General features: G+C 44.6%; 13 protein-coding genes, 1 tRNA gene and 1 rRNA gene. 7 read left to right on the forward strand and 8 right to left on the reverse strand.

Going from position 1 to position 17005, the window contains the following annotated elements; translation table 11 throughout:
- The first annotated feature begins 143 nt into the window (after positions 1-143).
- From rrf to cqsA, 6 genes are all read left to right on the forward strand, one after another.
- Positions 144-259, forward strand: a 5S ribosomal RNA gene (rrf, locus tag VFDL14_RS16295).
- Positions 260-328: 69 nt separating this feature from the next.
- A tRNA-Ser gene (locus VFDL14_RS16290) sits at positions 329-419 on the forward strand.
- Between the two features lie 530 nt (positions 420-949).
- The gene (locus VFDL14_RS16285; RefSeq protein WP_032550159.1) at positions 950-1342 is read left to right on the forward strand and encodes a hypothetical protein; all 393 of its coding nucleotides are present in this window, start codon (positions 950-952) and stop codon (positions 1340-1342) included.
- Complete coding sequence (locus VFDL14_RS16280) at positions 1339-1827, forward strand: hypothetical protein (protein ID WP_032550160.1); 489 nt, start codon at positions 1339-1341, stop codon at positions 1825-1827. The genes VFDL14_RS16285 and VFDL14_RS16280 overlap by 4 nt, the downstream gene beginning before the upstream one ends.
- 35 nt (positions 1828-1862) lie before the next feature.
- The gene (locus VFDL14_RS16275; RefSeq protein ID WP_032550161.1) at positions 1863-2096 is read left to right on the forward strand and encodes a hypothetical protein; all 234 of its coding nucleotides are present in this window, start codon (positions 1863-1865) and stop codon (positions 2094-2096) included.
- Positions 2097-2448: 352 nt separating this feature from the next.
- A complete protein-coding gene (gene cqsA, locus VFDL14_RS16270) occupies positions 2449-3702 on the forward strand; it encodes an alpha-hydroxyketone-type quorum-sensing autoinducer synthase (protein ID WP_268844468.1) in 1254 nt (417 codons plus the stop codon).
- Positions 3703-3764: 62 nt separating this feature from the next.
- Here the strand turns inward: cqsA and VFDL14_RS16265 are convergent, their stop codons facing one another.
- The 7 genes from VFDL14_RS16265 to VFDL14_RS16235 form a co-directional block, all read right to left on the reverse strand.
- Positions 3765-5810 carry a hybrid sensor histidine kinase/response regulator gene (locus VFDL14_RS16265; RefSeq protein WP_032550163.1) on the reverse strand — a complete coding sequence of 682 codons (2046 nt, stop codon included), beginning with the start codon at positions 5808-5810 and terminating at the stop codon, positions 3765-3767.
- Between the two features lie 252 nt (positions 5811-6062).
- Complete coding sequence (locus VFDL14_RS16260) at positions 6063-7385, reverse strand: CoA-disulfide reductase (protein WP_032550164.1); 1323 nt, start codon at positions 7383-7385, stop codon at positions 6063-6065.
- A 75-nt stretch (positions 7386-7460) separates the two neighbouring features.
- A complete protein-coding gene (locus tag VFDL14_RS16255) occupies positions 7461-8867 on the reverse strand; it encodes a cation:dicarboxylate symporter family transporter (protein WP_032550165.1) in 1407 nt (468 codons plus the stop codon).
- Positions 8868-8898: 31 nt separating this feature from the next.
- On the reverse strand, positions 8899-9282 hold the full coding sequence (locus VFDL14_RS16250) for a RidA family protein (protein ID WP_032550166.1): 384 nt from the start codon (positions 9280-9282) through the stop codon (positions 8899-8901).
- 25 nt (positions 9283-9307) lie between these two features.
- Entirely contained in the window at positions 9308-9976 is a 669-nt protein-coding gene (locus tag VFDL14_RS16245) for a helix-turn-helix transcriptional regulator (RefSeq protein WP_032550167.1), read from the reverse strand.
- A 477-nt stretch (positions 9977-10453) separates the two neighbouring features.
- Positions 10454-11791, reverse strand: coding sequence for an MATE family efflux transporter (locus tag VFDL14_RS16240; RefSeq protein ID WP_032550168.1), 1338 nt, complete (start codon positions 11789-11791; stop codon positions 10454-10456).
- A gap of 100 nt (positions 11792-11891) precedes the next feature.
- Entirely contained in the window at positions 11892-12884 is a 993-nt protein-coding gene (locus tag VFDL14_RS16235; RefSeq protein WP_032550169.1) for a helix-turn-helix domain-containing protein, read from the reverse strand.
- Between the two features lie 120 nt (positions 12885-13004).
- Between VFDL14_RS16235 and VFDL14_RS16230 the strand changes: the two genes are divergently transcribed.
- Positions 13005-14375 (forward strand): serine hydrolase domain-containing protein, encoded by a 1371-nt coding sequence (locus VFDL14_RS16230; RefSeq protein ID WP_032550170.1) that lies wholly within the window; start codon positions 13005-13007, stop codon positions 14373-14375.
- A gap of 206 nt (positions 14376-14581) precedes the next feature.
- On the opposite strand, the gene ppsA is transcribed toward VFDL14_RS16230, so the two are convergent.
- Positions 14582-16954, reverse strand: coding sequence for a phosphoenolpyruvate synthase (gene ppsA, locus VFDL14_RS16225; RefSeq protein WP_032550171.1), 2373 nt, complete (start codon positions 16952-16954; stop codon positions 14582-14584).
- Positions 16955-17005 lie beyond the last annotated feature (51 nt).

Below are 17005 nucleotides of genomic sequence, written 5' to 3' on the forward strand. Positions count from 1 at the left end.
ACCCAAGGGGTTTTGATGGACTCAAAACTGTTGCTTCCGCTTTAAAAAGCAGAAGCAAACAAGAACACTTGAATGAGTTTAGAGAACAATAAACAGCTTTCCAGATTACTTTTCTGAAAGAAAATCAGAGAAGAAAGAATTTGCTTGGCGACCATAGCGTTGTGGACCCACCTGATTCCATGCCGAACTCAGAAGTGAAACGCAATAGCGCCGATGGTAGTGTGGGGCTTCCCCATGTGAGAGTAGGACATCGCCAGGCTTTGATTTAGTTATTTGCTACGCAAATAACAACCTCAACAGTGCATTAATCTGTTGATGACAATTTGTTGGAGGGATGGCTGAGTGGTCGAAAGCACCGGTCTTGAAAACCGGCAACCGTTAATAGCGGTTCTAGGGTTCAAATCCCTATCCCTCCACCACCATTGAAAAGCCCGCTGAGAAATCAGCGGGCTTTTTTCATTTCTAAAATACGTCATTAACATAAATATTTGCCAAGTGCTTTAGCGTTCAAAATCGATTTAGACCCTACCATTGCCTTACTATCTAAGCCTATCTTTCGTAACAAATAAGATATGCATTCTTAACTCTCAAAATGCACTTCAACTGCACCTTCTTTCTAAGGTGTAACTCTTGGGTCTATGACTTTGTGATTTCTTCTTGGGCAATATTGTTGGAGTTTTACTAGTCGAATAGGTGTTGACGGTTATGTTTAACCTAAATTTTCTATCGGAACATCGGTAGCGTATGGAGCAATAAAGTGCATTTACAGAGCGAACAACCGAAGTTCAACGAATTGAAATTGCATTGAGAGATCTCCATACAAATGAATTGTTCAACCCAAAAGAATTGTGATCTATCCAACATCTTTAAACAGTAACCTAACGTTTGCCTAAGTTTTTTGGGAAATCAGCCACTTAAATAGGAGTACAAACAATAAAGGAAAAAGTTAATGGCTGTAGTAATTGGCGGTCAAGGGCTACCTAGATTGAGTAATGGTAAATTGGATTTAGAGATGTTTAACCAGAAACCCCCATTTGTTAATATAAAAGAAAAGGATCTAGGTACTGTGCTCATGAATTCTGCCGCATGGCAAGCTAGAGAGTTAGGTTTTAACAATATGGGTATTGCTTATGTTGAAGCAGCGAAAAGCATATCACTGAAAAATAAACCTACCATTCATAAGGTAGGTGCTAGTGCAATATCAGGTACTGCGTATCAGGTATTTAATGATTTTATAAAGAATGAAGGTTCGACTTTAACTCCTTATCTTCAGTACGATGGTAACATTAAGAATTTTGATACATTATTTATATGGAACCCTGCTGGCGGAGAAGAGCTATGATTAAGGTTTTGTTACTACTAGTTATGGTTTTTCCAAGTTTTTCTTGGGCCAAATCAGAAATATGTGCAAGTTTATACAAACAGTATAACCTTGGGGAGTTGGTTAAGAACCCAAAACTTAACATGTCTGATTGGACTAAGAGTTACTTTCCTAACGGTGTAAACTATATCAACCCTATTGATAACTACTTAGAGGCACTTATTAATAAGCCAGAGCTTTATTCCGATGAAGAGTTCATTGTAGAGGCCCTAAGTGGATTAGTGATTTATTATGATAATGAAAACCCCAAACATGAAATTCTACTTGTAGACATCCTGAAAAAAAATGAAGGGGCGGTATTTTTTAGGTCAAAAATCACGGGTTCTATTCCTATAGTGCTAGCGATTAGAATGTCTAGAGAGAAAGTGTTGAGTGTTGTGCTGAAGAATATAAGTCTACCGTATGACAAATACGAAGATTTACTTTTTTTTGCATTATGCGAGTAAGAAGTTTGGGTGAATTATAAGAAATAAAAGGTGGTTTGAACCTCAATAACTCTATTGAAGCGACAAAACTCAATGGCCAAATCGTGACAACAGTCTCGATGAATGAACTCGACCTCACTATGGTTCACCTAAAGGGCTTGTCACTGCATGTTGTATTCATGTTGATCCCGATGATCCACAACGTTGGTCGACCTGAGCACCACAAGATCTTAAAAGCCATTGCCGATATTGTCGAAGCTGGCGAGCTTACTCCGGTTGTCGATAGCTAACGCTTCACATTAGCAGAAGCGGGTGGTGCACATGAGCGTCTAGCCAGCGGTCAGGTTACCGGCAAGGTGGTTGTCGATATCTCATAGCAGTGTGTTCGACCAGTACTCTCCAACCAATTTACTATCTTAAAATGCTTTGAGTTAATGCTCACGTTGTTACACCGCAGCGTGAGCGTCGTCATTTTTCGAGCTTGACAAACATCGTGAATCTTTGATTTTTGGTGCTCTCGAATAAAGGGTGTATTCCCGAATCCTAATGACTGTTCCCCCTCCATAAATCCTTAAATTCCGAGTTTGCAAGTCGCTGCAAAAATATGCAACTCACCACTTAACAGGTGCGTTTTTTTCTTCAATATACAGCTGTCAGCGCTGGCGTTTTTCTGTATTACGAAGAGAACTTACTATGAGTGATAATTCTAAAACAAAACCATTACCTTCCTTTGTTGAGGAACGCCTTAACTATTTTATTCAAGATCTGATTACGCCGAACATGAATCAAAAACACTTGGTATTGGGGAAACGCCCAAGGCCGGGCTCTGTTGTGATGCAAAGCAATGACTACTTGGCTTTGTCGAATCATCCAGAGATTCAACAAGCCCACCGAGACGCTATAAAAGACGACGGTCAAAGCGTCGTTATGTCTTCGATTTTTTTGCAAGATGAAGACTCTAAACCAGAGTTTGAGCAACAATTAGCTGAGCTAGTCGGAATGGAAAGTTGTTTGTTGTCTCAATCAGGTTGGGCGGCGAACGTCGGTTTATTGCAGACGATATGTGCTGAAAATACACCTGTCTATGTCGATCACTATGCGCATATGTCGCTCTGGGAGGGTATACGTGCCGCCAATGCGGTTGCTCGCCCTTTTCGACACAACAACATGACCCATCTGCGCAAACAGCTTCAACGCCATGGCGCAGGTGTGATTGTGGTCGATTCTGTCTACAGCACGATTGGTACTGTAGCACCTCTCGCTGACATCTACGAAATGGCTCAAGAGTTTGGCTGCGCATTAATTGTCGATGAGTCCCATTCACTAGGAACCCATGGGAAGCAAGGAGCGGGTTTGGTGCATGAACTCGGACTGACTGAGCAGGTTGATTTTATGACTGTGAGTTTGGCAAAAGCTTTCGCTTATCGGGCTGGTGCTATTCTTGGTCCTAAATCAATGGCGGATTCACTGCCTTTTGTCGCGTTTCCTGCAATATTCAGCTCGACGGTGTTGCCTGAGGAAGTGAGTCGTTTAGAGAAGACACTACAGGTTATTAAAGGTGCTGACGAGAGACGGGAGCGCTTGTTTGAGTGCTCTACATTACTGAAACATGGCTTGTCTGAGATAGGGTTTAGTATTCGCAGTGATTCTCAGATTATTGCATTGGAGTGTGGGGATGAACGAAATACCGAAAGAGTTAGAGACTTCTTAGAAAACAATGATGTGTTTGGCGCGGTATTTTGCCGGCCTGCAACCGCGAAAAATAACAACATCATCCGCTTTTCTGTGAATTCTGACTTGAGTATGAGCGACATTGATCATGTGTTGACGGTGTGCCAGCAAGCATACAATCACAAGGATCTACAGTTTGTTAAAACGAAAATGGCACTCAATTAAGATAGAGGAGCCGTAAATACACTAACAGAGCTCAGTGAAATACTGAGCTCTTATTCACGTGTTTAAACCCAGTTGGCAATCTTATCGAACAGACGGTTTTTATCCGCGGGCTTAACAATAAAGTCGGACATTCCTGATTCGCCAATCTGCTCAAGCGTGACTGGGGAACTGTCGCCCGTGTGTGCAATGATAGGGATCTTTGAATAAGCTTTGTTGGATCCTCGGATACGTCGAGATGCTTCAACACCATTCATGACTGGCATCTCAATGTCCATAAGGATTAGATCTACATTACTGTTGTCTAGGGCATCTAACGCCTGCTGACCGTCTTCTTTTTCGATGACTTCAAAGCCTTGTTTGGCGATGAGCATTGCAGTAAATCTGCGTAGTGACTCATTGTCGTCAACCACCATAATCGTACCTTTCTTAGAGGTCTTAAGCGGTTCGAAGTTAGAATGTGGTGACAGTGTTTCACTATCGAAAAACAGGCCGTCGACGGTTGATTTTGTATTGAGCAACCACGCTTGGGTTTCTATCCATTTTACGTTAGGTAGCATAGAGCCGATTTGCTGGGTTGTTGAGTGTTCATAAAGGTAAGCGACTCGCGCCTCGGTAAATGACAGCAGTGACTCAATTGCTTTTAGCTGCTTGGGTTGTTTAATGAGTGCTTCAGCGTCAACAAAGATAACGTCAAATTCAAATTCATACTCTTTGCGATTCAGCGCTGATGCTGGGTTGATCATAGTTAAATCAAAGCCCATAAATCGGCTAATTTCGGTCATTCTTGTGGTCAGAATGTTTTGTTCGCAAATCATTAATACTGATTTCAGTTTAGTCAGGTCATTCTGGATCTCGGCCACAGTATTTGAACCTATCAATGGGAACGAAAGCGTGAACTGAGACCATTCTCCAAGCTCAGACTGGCACTGAATATCACCACCAAAAGCTTTCATAACTTTCTGGCAAAATGGTAACCCCAACCCGTAGCTACCCGACTTACCTGTGGTGTAGAAGTCTTGGAAAATATTACGCATGACCTCATTAGAGATGCCAGATCCGTTGTCCGTTACTGTCACGCTGTTGGTCCTGCCCTCATTATACATCGAGACATGGATATGAAATTCATCCGAACTACGGTGGTGGAAAGCATTTTTAAACAAGTTATACATCACGTACTTGAATAAGGTGTCACTACCAAGAAATTCGAAATCACCTTGTACATTTAACGAGATAGCCTTTCTGTCAGTCGAGCGCTTGTAACTGAAGCTTTCGATAGCCTCGGTTACTACATTTTTCGCTGAGTGTTTCTTAAACGTTGACCGTGATATACGGTTCTCGTCAATTGACGTCAATAGAAGGTCTATCGTCTCGTTACCACTGCGAATGATGTTCATTGCGTCGTCGCTGACTTTCTTAAGTAATACGACGTCGTCGTGTTTTAAGGTGTACTGACCTTGTGGTTCTTGCTTTGGATTAGGAAGTATCGATTGAATAACATCAATCGAGGTGAGCAAACCACTGAGTGGGTTACGCATCTCGTGGGCAATACCAGCACCAAAAGATTTAGCAAGAGACACTCTCGCTTCGTGCTCTACTTGGTTGCGAACATAGAACAAGTTACCGAATAGATAGATGAACAAGAAGATAGGAACATGCGTCCAGTCCATGGTGATATCCAGGTGAAACCCTTGTGCTACCCATGCACACAAGCTTGCTAACCCAATTCCCGCAAAAGTTTGAGCGAACATGACTCTGGTGATGTGAACTAGCAGGATATGCAGGAATATTGCCGCCATGAACGACATTACCCACACGTTCGACCAACTGTTCATCAGCAACATGTAAAAGAAGAAGCCGGGTAAGCAGATTGTTGTGACGACTTGATAGTACGCCGGGAGGTACTTTCTCCAGCGAAATGGGAAGCGATGTCTGTATATGATGCCGAAGAACAGTGTTGAGCAGAACACGCGCAATGGCAGGTTTTCATAGGGCTGCGGAAACATTAACTCCCAGACTATGTAATAGACTGGGAAGCCGACAAAGCCCATCCACCCGACAAGGGTCAGGTTTGGTTCAGCGTATTGATAAACCTTGCGAATAGCATCCATATTGAATATTTAGTTACCTAGCCTAAGACGTATAAGAGTACTGATTTTATTTTTATATTTTCTTAGTGATTATATATCACTTGTTGTTTGTAAGCTTTTAAAGTTCGATCAAATATTGCACTAAGTCAGATTGTGGCACGAATTGATAGTTCCAATTTTGTTGAGAGCGGATAAACAAAAAAAGCAGCCTGTGGTGGCTGCTTTGGGTAAAGATCAGAGATGAGCCCCAGGTCGGAAGGGCTTAAGCTTTCATTACTTCGCTACATTGCCTGCCACGTTTAGTGCATCCCAAGTTCGTGCGAACGGTGGTGCGTAACAGAAGTCCATGTAGCCGAGCTGTTGGGTGGTCATCTTCGCTGTGATCGCAACAGCTAACGCATTGATGCGGCCTACTGCGCCTTTTTTACCGACAATCTCGCCACCGAGTAAAACTTTGGTTTCTGGATGGTAAACCAGCTTCACTTTGATGTCTTCTTGTCCTGGGTAGTAATCGGTCTGGTTTTTATCTGAAATGGTTGAAACCTTCACATCTAAACCGTGTTCTTTTGCTAGAAGTTCAGATACGCCTGTGCATGCTAGTTCGTAGTCCAACACTTTCAAACAAGATGAGCCAAGGAAGCCATCCATATAAGTATCTTTACCTGCCAACTTGTCTGCCATCATACGCGCTTGTTTGTTCGCTGTGGTGGCGAGTGGGACATAAACAGGTTTCCCTAAAGCCATATGGTGAACGACCGCACAGTCGCCGACAGCGTGGATATAAGCGTCTTCAGTGGCACCGAATTCATTCACCAACAACGCTCCGTTGGTAGCTTTTGGTAATTCGAATGCTTCGGTATTTGGTTTAAAGCCAAGTGACATGATCACCACGTCAGCCTCAACACTGCCGTCGTCAGTTTCGATGACGTAACCACCTTGCTCTGCATCGCGAATCGCAGACACGCTGCAACTCGTTTTAAGCTCAGCGCCAGATTCACGAATCGCACCTTCTACCACTTCAATCATTTCTGGGCTAAATTGACGGCTCATCACGTGCTGCTCACGCTCAATGATGGTCACTTGTTTACCTAATAGATGTGCGGCATCGAATACCTCAAGCCCAATAAAGCCTCCACCAATTACGCAAACGCGTTGTTTACTGTTGTCCTTAAGTGCTTCTTTTACCGCCAAGCCATCTTCCATGCTGGTTAGCGTGTATACGTGCTCTGGGTTAAACTCGCCGAATGATGGAACTATTGGACGCGCGCCCGTCGCAATCATCAACATATCGTAATCGATGGTGCTTTCTTTTCCTTGGTGACGAACTTTAATCTGCTTTTCAATGCGGTCTAGTGCGATCATTTCAGTTTCAATACGTACGTCTAAACCAGATTTAATTGCCTGTTCTGGCGTTCGAGAAATCATCCGCTCGGTGTCATCAAACATACCACCCGCGAAGTAAGGCAAGCCACACGCTCCGAACGATATGTAATTGCGCTTATCCAAGACAATCACTTCATCCGATGGTTGATTACGTTTGTACTTTGCCGCGAAACTCATACCAGCAGCGTTACCGCCTATAACAACAACTTTCATATTTACTACCTAAAAACCTGAATTCAGGGAGACAAAAGAGCACTCATGTTGAGTGCTCTTGATAAATGCTAAGAATTACACTGCTGCTTCTTTTGTTACTGTAGCAGCGGCGTCAGCGTTGTATTGTTCAGTGTTTAGCGAGCCATTCTTCTTCGCGGTTAGAACACCAGACAACATAGAGCCTGAGATATTAAGCGCAGTACGAGCCATATCGATTAGCGCTTCAATAGAAACCAGGATTGCTACAACCGTGATGTCTAGACCCATGATGGTCAGTACCGCGACGGCTGCGAACGTTGCACCACCACCAACACCTGCGATACCGAATGAAGCAATCGCGATAACTGCAATCAACTGTAGGATGAAGCCTAGGTCAACTGGCATGCCCATGACTTGTGCTGCCATGATGGCTAACATTGCTGGGTAGATGCCTGCACAGCCGTTTTGACCGATACTGGTACCGAATGTCGCTGACATGTTTGCTGTTTCTTCGTCGACACCTAGTCGTTGAGTTTGAGTTTCAACGTTGAGTGGGATAGCTGCCATGCTTGAGCGAGAACCAAAGCCGAACACCAATACAGGCCAGATTTTCTTCATGAACTTCGCTGGAGAAAGACCGAACATAGATACCATCACGAAGTGGATAGCGAACATCACACCGATTGCTACATAGCTTGCTAGTAGGAAGCGACCCATTTCAGCGAGTGCGAACAAGTCGTTGGTCATCATGAACGTGGTCATCAGAGCGAATACACCGTAAGGCGTCAGCTTTAAGATTTCACGCACCATTGAAAGTACCACTTCTTTTGCAGAGTTGATGAAATCAACGAAGTTTTGCACTTTCTCAGGCTTACGGTTTTTCACTTGCAGGATACAGTAGCCAAGGAACATACCGAAGAGCACTGTCGATAGTGTTGACGTACGCTCTGATCCAGTCAGCATGTCGAAAATGTTGGTTGGGATGATAGACAACGCCATACCCGACAAACCGCTACTTGCCATAGCGTCTTGTGTTGCGACTAATGAGTTTCCACGTGCCTCGATAGCGCTGTTGGTGCCAATAGTGCTGACTAGCGCATTAGCATCGATACCAAATAGGTAAATGCTTGCGATACCTACTGCCGCAGAAATGGCACAAGTGAAAAGCAGAATACCGATAATTTTTGGTGCGATGCGCGACAGGGCACCACCGCCTTCTACGTTCATGATCGAAGAGATCATCGCCACGAATACTAGCGGGATAACGATCATTTGTAGCAGTTTGATGTAACCTTTACCGAACACTGAAATCAGCTCAGCGAAGCCAGCTGTTGCTGCGTTGCCGACACCAAACACCAGTTGAATTGCACCACCGAACAACAAGCCGGCAGCAAGCGCACTTAGTACGCGGAAGTTAAAACTTTTCTTTTGCTTTTTGAAGTTCGACAGCAGTGCGTAGAACCCGAAGAACAGTATGCTTAATCCTAAAAATGAAACGCTCATGAGAATCTCCTATTGACCCCATTAAATTCGATTATTTTTTGTATGCGATGGCTTCAACTTCAACCAGTGCGTCTTTTGGTAATCTTGCTGCTTCAACACAAGAGCGAGCAGGTGCGTTCTCGGTGCCAAACACTTCGGTATACACCTCATTAAAAGCAACGAAGTTCTCCATATCTGACAAGAAACACGTCGTCTTTAATACTGTCTCGAGGCTAGCCCCACTTGCTTCTAGAACGGCTTTTAAGTTTTCTAGAGACTGGCGAGCTTGTTCTTTAATGCCGCCCTCAACAAACTGCATGGTTTCAGGAACCAGTGGTAGTTGGCCTGAGGTGTAAACCATCTCTCCGTAAGCCGTTCCTTGAGAGTAAGGACCGATAGCTGCAGGTGCTTGTTCAGTGGTAATGATCTGTTTCACGATATAACTCCTAACTTATTAATTTTTATTCTGATTTAAATTCACGGATAAACTTGTAGACGGCCTGACGGCTTATCCCAAGTTGTTCGGATACTTGCGTGGTGGTTTCTTTTAACTCAAAGACACCGTTATCGAATAGGTTACGAACAATGGCTTTGTTGTAGCCCTTTGGTGAGACGGTTTCGTCTTGATCGACTTCTTGAATCGCGGCGCTGAGAGCCCGTTGAATAACATCGTTGGCGTTGTTGCTGAATGTTTCGCTTACCAAGGTCTGAGGCGCGTTACACTGAGGCATCAAGGTCTTAACGATCTCTGGAAATGGGAATGACAAGTTCATGTTGATACAAAGCATACCAATCGGTTTTTTATCTGGACCAGCTAGAATGCATGTCGTTGATTTGAGAAGTGATCCGTCAGCTGCATTGGTGAAGTAGCTCTTTGGTGATACTTCTCCAGTTTTCTCGAATGTGCTCCACATACGTAAGCCTAAGTCAGTAATAGGCGAGCCGATTTCTCGGCCGGTATGGTGACCGTTGACGATCTTAACCACTGAATTTTCGAGGCTTTCAAAAGAGTGGATCACCACCTCGCAGTAAGGACCAATTAGGTCGGCGATTGTGTCTGCTAAGCGAAAGTAATTGCTCAAACACTCTCTATCTTCATCACTGAATCGAACTTGTTTTACACTCATCATTTCGGTTTACATTTTTGAACTCAATGACTGAAAGCTACTCCTTTAGTGGTAATTGGGCAATCCTGAGTAAACTTCTGTAAACCGAGAAAATGTGATGTAAATTCCAACAATATTTCCGTTATCAGTTGGCTTTGTGGGTGATATTTGAACAAGGTCACTAGAAAATGGAGATATGAGTTTAATTTCGTAAACCATATCAAAGTTTAATTATTTAAAACCAAAGATTGCGTTTTTGAAGGCTTTAATGATCTAGGACAATTTCTAATGAGCGCTGATAAAATAGACCAATTTATTTCTTAAATGCATGATATGAATGCATTTATTCTATAAATGGAATAATGGCTAATGTTAGGTGATCAAATTGAAGTTTAGAGAGTTTGGGCTCTAAAAAACTCTATTAATAGGGCAGGAATTTAGTCTTAGATATGAAAAAGCAGCCGAGGTGGCTGCTTTTTTATTTTGATTGGGGTGCACGTATTATTCGGTTGCTAGTTTCAACTCAACTTGTTTAAGTGCGCGTTGAGATAGCAACCAAGCACAGGTTCCGGCAAACACATTGCCGACCATAGCACCCCAGAACAGACCTTCAATTCCCGCTACTTGAGAGCCAATCCATAAACAAGGTAAGAAGAAAGCAAACAGACGCAGAGCTGAAATCGTCAGCGCGGTATACGACTTACCTAGCGCGTTTGATACCGATACCATCAACATACAAATACCAAGAGGGCCAAGGCTGATTGGGACAATCATTAGATGGTAGTTCAAGATTGTTGTTACATCATTGTCGCTGGTCATTAACCCAGCTAACCCGTTTGAAAATAGCCAAGTAACGAGTGCAATCACGACCTGAAAACCAAGTACAAAGGTAGCAGCTATCTTGATTAAACTGCGAATGTCAGTCAGGTTCTTTTCACCTAGCATACGACCAACCATTGGTGGCATCGACATGGTTAGAGCCAGAACAGAAACGATCGAGAAAAACTCAAAGCGTGAGCCCAATGCCCAAGCCGCAACTGCAGCGGTACCGTAACTTGCTAGTAGTTTGGTTGCCAACATTGAGGATACTGGGGGTAGCAATTGGCTGATCATTGCAGGGCCCATAATATGACCAATAGAGCGAACACTTTTGCCAATGTCCAAGTCTTGCCAATCGAAAGTGAGCCAATGTTTCTTGGTAACCTTAGGTGCCACAATCAGGATACCCACGCCAAAGGCGATGATCGTTGCGATCGCCGCACCATTGATGCCTAAGTCCAGAGTGAAAATGAAGATGGGATCGAGCACAAGGTTAATCAAACTGGTGGCAATCATCATAGTACCTGGAAGCATGGTATTGCCATTGGCACGACAGACGCTATAGAAGAAGTACAGCATTGCACCTGTCCACGAGCTGACGAGCCAGTAGATCCAGTAAGAATCAATGATTGGGAATACTGACTCTGGAGCGTCCAACAACTGCAAAATAGGACCGCGTATTAGGTAAATGATCACCGAAAATAGCGCGACACCCACACCGCCCATTGCAACAACCAGTCCCCCCAGTTGTTTTGCATAGCGTGTCTTTTTTGCACCAATTGCACGAGCTATCACGGCAGTGGTTGCGATCCCCAACCCGACTTGAATACCGATGATGATCATCTGTATTGGTAGCGTAAAGCCTTGAGCTGCAAGGGGCAAAACACCCAGTTGACCGATAAAAGCACTGTCTACAAGTTGGAAGCTCATTAGTGATAGTACGCCGAACAGCATCGGCCAGGTCATGGTAAAAAGTTGCCTGCTCAGGGAAGGAGAGGGTGTCGCAGTTGTTGAATTCATATCAGTCTTTGCATTATTGAGGGGACGGCGGTTCACCGTTCAATGTAGATTTGGCTAAAGGATAGCGTAATGTCTTGCGGATACCAATACGCGGTATTGTCTATTCTGTGTTGCGATAATTGCGTCGATACTGTGGTGCAGTGACATCTGCCCACTTCTTGAAGGCGCGATTGAAGTTGCTTAGATCACTGTAGCCGACTTGCCAGCTGATCTCTTGTACTGATAAGTCGCTTTGCTCTAACAATTGCGTCGCTCTTTTATGACGCACTTTCTCTTTCTCATCTTTAAAAAGAATGTCACGGCTTTTTAGATTCCTTTGTAGGGTTCGCTTTGTCATACCGAGCATTTCAGCAAACCAGTCTATGTTGAACCATGGCAGAGTGGCATAAGTGTTAATCAAAGTGATGACGGAATGATGCCAGTCGAACGATGCGGTTTTTTCCGCTATCGGTCGATAATCTTCATTGAGTGGGATGACAATAGCTCCATACGGTTGTTGAAACTGTATGTTGGAGTAGTGAAAGTGGTGAGGAAGTTTATCGGCATTTTGGCTAGATGAGACTAACTTCGCATGTGAAGGCTGCCAACGCTCTTCGATAAAGATTCGGCATAGGCTGATTATAGTGAGCGTTCTAAACCATTCAGCTTGTTCAAATCCCGCTGTTGAAGGGTGATAACAGCTGCGATGACAAAGCCACCAAAAACCGTCTTTGTGTTCAGTCCAAATGGTAATGTGGTTACTAAGGTTTTGAATCTCGACCACCAAACAACGTATCGCCTGCTCAAGAGAATCGCATTGCTGAATCTTCTGATGTAAAGCCGGAGATAGTTGTTTAAGTGTCGCTTTGATTCCGACTTCAATACCTATGGCGTAACCAAATTTGTGCTCAAGTAGGTCGATAAAGCGGACTAGATCTTGAGTTGGCAGCCATTGATTGGATTTAGTCAATTCAAGAGACAAGCCACACTCGGCTGCAATGCCGCGCCAATCAAGTGAGCGTTTATCACAATACTCAATGTAAGGAACAATATTGCTAGTGGAGCTCAACAGAATGTTAGTAGTACTGGCAGTCGCCTTGTTCACGTTGGTCATAGCCCTTATCGATAAAGTGTCTCACTAAAGATAGCGTCGTCATATTCAAATGTCACCAAATGACCTAATTTGATTAGTGCTCTCTCCTTATACTCCTCTCAACCCAAAGAGGAGAAGCACATGAAACTTAAACCCCTTGCGCTAATTATTTCATCACTGGCCGTTTCATCACTAGCTACTGCATCAGATGTAGTCGCTCAAAACCCAGTTGAGGCGGCGCTTCAAGTTGAAGGCGCTCAAGTGACACTGACCGTCAAAGACGCTGCGAATTCATTTACCCCAGAGTTTGTGGAATCAGCGCGTGAAAACTTCAACAACTTCCATTGGCAGATGGGTGGTGACCACAGCGTTTATTACAACATGCACATGGGGGAGTTTCTTCCAACTGCTCTAGCTGCGCCAAATGCGCACTACAAGCCACTAGTGAAGAATATCGACCCTCGTTTGGCGAAGCTAACGGTCGAAACAACTGCCAAAGGTGAGCTGACGATGGAGCAGTACCTTGCTGATGAGCAGTTTAGAACTCAAGGTTTTATGCTGATTCATAAAGGCGAGATCGTGTATGAAGCATACCCAGGTATGAGCCCAACAGATACTCACGTATGGGCTTCAGCGGCCAAGACAACGGTTGGTGCCGTGGTTGCGATGCTGGTCGAAGAGGGCAAAGTCGACCCAGAGAAATCTATTACTCATTACGTGTCTGAGCTTAAAGGCACAAACTGGGATGGCATCACCCTACATCAAGTATTAAACATGTCAACGGCACTCGATAACGAAGAGACGCTAGCATCAATCCTTAACCCGGACTCCGATGTGGTGCGCTTCTTTGCGGCATCTTTCAACTCTCCTCGCGCAAAAACAGGCGAAATGGAAACATGGATGGAAGTGGCTCAAGGGGCACAAAAACTGGATGGCGAACAAGCAGGTGATCACTTCCGATATGCGTCAATCAATACCATGGTGCTGACGAAGCTTGCTGAGAACATCGAAAACAAAACTTGGACAGAAGTGTTTGAAGATCGCGTTTGGTCGAAGGTGAATGCGCGTCAACCAATGCAGTTCAATCTAACGCCGGACGGCATGGCAATCGCAGTAGGTTTGGTTTCGACAACGGTAGAAGACATGGCGCGTTGGGGCACCTTGTTCACACCAAGCTGGAAAGCTGTGGCGGAAGAGCCTGTGATTTCGCAAGCGGTGATTGATCGCATCCGTAACAGTGGCGATTCGAAAGCCTTTGTTGGTACGAGTAAAGAGACGAGCTCTCTACACGCTTTCCATGAAAAAGCCGACTACAACGCGTATCAATTCGACTTCATCTTCAATGATGGTGCAATGGCGAAAAGTGGCAACCTGGGTCAGTTCATCTACATCGACCCAGACCGTGACTTTGTTGGCGTGATGTTCTCGAACAATCCATACCACTCAGGTTTTGGTGAGAACAAAGGCCCTGCGTTAATGCGTTCTGCAGCGAAGCTGCTTGCTGAAAAGTAATATCTACCCATTAACAGTGCTCGCACTTGGTGGTTGAATACTCGCTATGATTTAACCAAGGGTGATATCGACGTAAATGGTGTGAGTCTGGATAGTGATTGGCAATCTGAAGCGTGGGTTGGGGTTCGATACTATTTCTAGAGAACGGCTGAAAAACAAAAGCCAGTCATAATGACTGGCTTTATTCATCTCTCGATTAGAGAAGGTTATTTGTTAGCAACATTGCCTAACTTCAACCATGTATCGATAACCGTATCTGGGTTTAGAGATACAGAGCTGATGCCTTGCTCCATTAACCATTCAGCTAGGTCATCGTGATCCGATGGACCTTGGCCACAGATACCTACGTATTTGCCTGCTTTGGTTGCTGCATCAATCGCCATCTTCAACATTGCTTTCACTGCTGGGTTACGCTCGTCAAATAGATGAGCAACATCACCAGAGTCACGGTCAAGACCAAGCGTTAGCTGAGTCATGTCGTTAGAGCCGATAGAGAAGCCATCGAAGTACTTCAAGAACTCTTCAGCCAATACTGCGTTAGATGGCAGCTCACACATCATGATCACTTTCAGACCTTGGTCGCCACGACGTAGGTTGAATTTCGCTAGAAGATCGATAACCGATGCCGCTTCGCTTGGAGTACGTACGAATGGAATCATGATTTCAACGTTCTTAAGACCCATCTCGTTGCGTACGCGTTTGATCGCTTGAGTTTCTAGCTCAAAGCAATCTTCGAATACTGGAGAGATGTAACGAGAAGCACCACGGAAGCCCAGCATTGGATTCTCTTCGTGCGGTTCGAATTCTTTACCACCGACTAGGTTGCTGTATTCGTTAGACTTAAAGTCAGACATACGTACGATCACACGTTTAGGCCAGAACGCAGAAGCGATAGTCGCGATGCCCTCTGTTAGCTTGCTTACGTAGAAATCGATAGGATCTTTGTAGCCACGGATACGCTCAGTGATTTCAGCTTTAAGCTCATCGCTCTGTGCATCAAAGTTAAGTAGCGCTTTCGGGTGAATACCGATCATCTTGTTGATGATGAACTCTAGACGAGCCAGACCAACACCTTCGTTCGGGATTTGAGCGAAGTCGAATGCACGATCAGGGTTACCTACGTTCATCATCACTTTGGTTGGAAGCAGTGGTAATTCATCAACCGCAGAACGCTTGATTTCGAAATCTAGCTCGCCTTGGTAAACGTAACCAGTTTCACCTTCTGCACAAGATACCGTCACTGTAGAACCATCTTCTAGGCGGCTTGTTGCGTCACCACAACCAACAATCGCTGGGATGCCAAGTTCACGAGCGATGATTGCTGCGTGACAAGTACGACCGCCACGGTTGGTTACAATCGCAGAAGCTTTCTTCATCACTGGTTCCCAGTCTGGGTCAGTCATGTCAGTGACTAGAACGTCACCTTCTTGAACCAAAGACATTTGATCCAGTGAATCAACCAAACGAACAGGGCCAGAGCCGATACGTTGGCCGATAGCACGACCTTCAACGGCTACGTCTGCTTTGTTGCTTAGTTCGTAACGCTCAATGACGTTTTGCTCGCTTTGAGAACATACGGTCTCTGGACGCGCTTGAACAATGTAAAGCTTGCCGTCGATGCCATCTTTCGCCCACTCAATATCCATTGGACGTTGGTAGTGCTTCTCGATGATCATCGCTTGTTTTGCTAGCTCTTTGATCTCTTCATCGTTCAGTGAGAATTCGTTACGCTCTTGAGTATCTGTGTCGATGATATCAACTTGCTTACCGATCTCTTGGTTAGTTGAGTAGATCATCTTAATCAGCTTAGAACCGAACGTTTTCTTAACGATAGGGTACTGACCCGCTTCAAGCATCGGCTTGTGAACGTAGAACTCATCTGGGTTCACCGCACCTTGAACGACCATTTCACCAAGACCCCAAGATGAAGTGATGAATACCACTTGATCGAAGCCTGATTCAGTATCAAGGGTAAACATTACACCTGAAGAGGCTTTGTCTGAGCGAACCATGCGTTGGATGCCCGCAGAAAGCGAGATACCGCGGTGGTCAAAGCCTTGGTGTACACGGTAAGAGATAGCGCGGTCGTTAAACAGAGACGCGTATACGTGTTTTGTTGCTTCTAGAACAGCATCGATGCCTTTAACGTTTAGGAAGGTCTCTTGTTGACCAGCAAACGAAGCATCAGGAAGGTCTTCCGCCGTAGCCGATGAACGAACCGCTACAGACAATTCGTCATTGCCTTCGATTAGCTCACGGTAGTTATCGCGGATGTCTTGCTCTAGGGATTCTGGGAAAGGGGCTTCAAGAACCCATTGGCGAATCGTTGCACCTGTCTTACGCAGAGCTTCAACGTCTTCAACATCAAGTTCATCAAGTAGTTGGTGAATGCGCTCATCAAGACCTTTGTAGTCTAGGAACTCGTTAAACGCATAAGAAGTGGTAGCAAAACCATTTGGTACAGAAACACCAGCATTGGATAGGTTAGAAACCATCTCGCCGAGTGAGGCGTTCTTACCGCCGACCTTGTCGACATCTTCCATGGATAGGCCATTGAACCATAGGGTATTATTTTGCATTTATTTCTCCAGAAACATAGCAAGTTTTGTAGGGATTTAAAGGCAAACGAT

Origin of the sequence: Vibrio fortis (assembly GCF_000695685.1) — a bacterium.
Lineage (GTDB): Bacteria > Pseudomonadota > Gammaproteobacteria > Enterobacterales > Vibrionaceae > Vibrio > Vibrio fortis_A.

What these genes read in the sequence shown, in the direction of transcription:
- VFDL14_RS16235 (WP_032550169.1), bottom strand. Translation starts at nt 12,884, where the DNA reads ATGACCAACGTGAACAAGGCGACTGCCAGTACTACTAACATTCTGTTG.
- VFDL14_RS16265 (WP_032550163.1), bottom strand. Translation starts at nt 5,810, where the DNA reads ATGGATGCTATTCGCAAGGTTTATCAATACGCTGAACCAAACCTGACC.
- VFDL14_RS16280 (WP_032550160.1), top strand. Translation starts at nt 1,339, where the DNA reads ATGATTAAGGTTTTGTTACTACTAGTTATGGTTTTTCCAAGTTTTTCT.
- VFDL14_RS16240 (WP_032550168.1), bottom strand. Translation starts at nt 11,791, where the DNA reads ATGAATTCAACAACTGCGACACCCTCTCCTTCCCTGAGCAGGCAACTT.
- ppsA (WP_032550171.1), bottom strand. Translation starts at nt 16,954, where the DNA reads ATGCAAAATAATACCCTATGGTTCAATGGCCTATCCATGGAAGATGTC.
- VFDL14_RS16255 (WP_032550165.1), bottom strand. Translation starts at nt 8,867, where the DNA reads ATGAGCGTTTCATTTTTAGGATTAAGCATACTGTTCTTCGGGTTCTAC.
- VFDL14_RS16245 (WP_032550167.1), bottom strand. Translation starts at nt 9,976, where the DNA reads ATGATGAGTGTAAAACAAGTTCGATTCAGTGATGAAGATAGAGAGTGT.
- VFDL14_RS16285 (WP_032550159.1), top strand. Translation starts at nt 950, where the DNA reads ATGGCTGTAGTAATTGGCGGTCAAGGGCTACCTAGATTGAGTAATGGT.
- VFDL14_RS16230 (WP_032550170.1), top strand. Translation starts at nt 13,005, where the DNA reads ATGAAACTTAAACCCCTTGCGCTAATTATTTCATCACTGGCCGTTTCA.
- VFDL14_RS16260 (WP_032550164.1), bottom strand. Translation starts at nt 7,385, where the DNA reads ATGAAAGTTGTTGTTATAGGCGGTAACGCTGCTGGTATGAGTTTCGCG.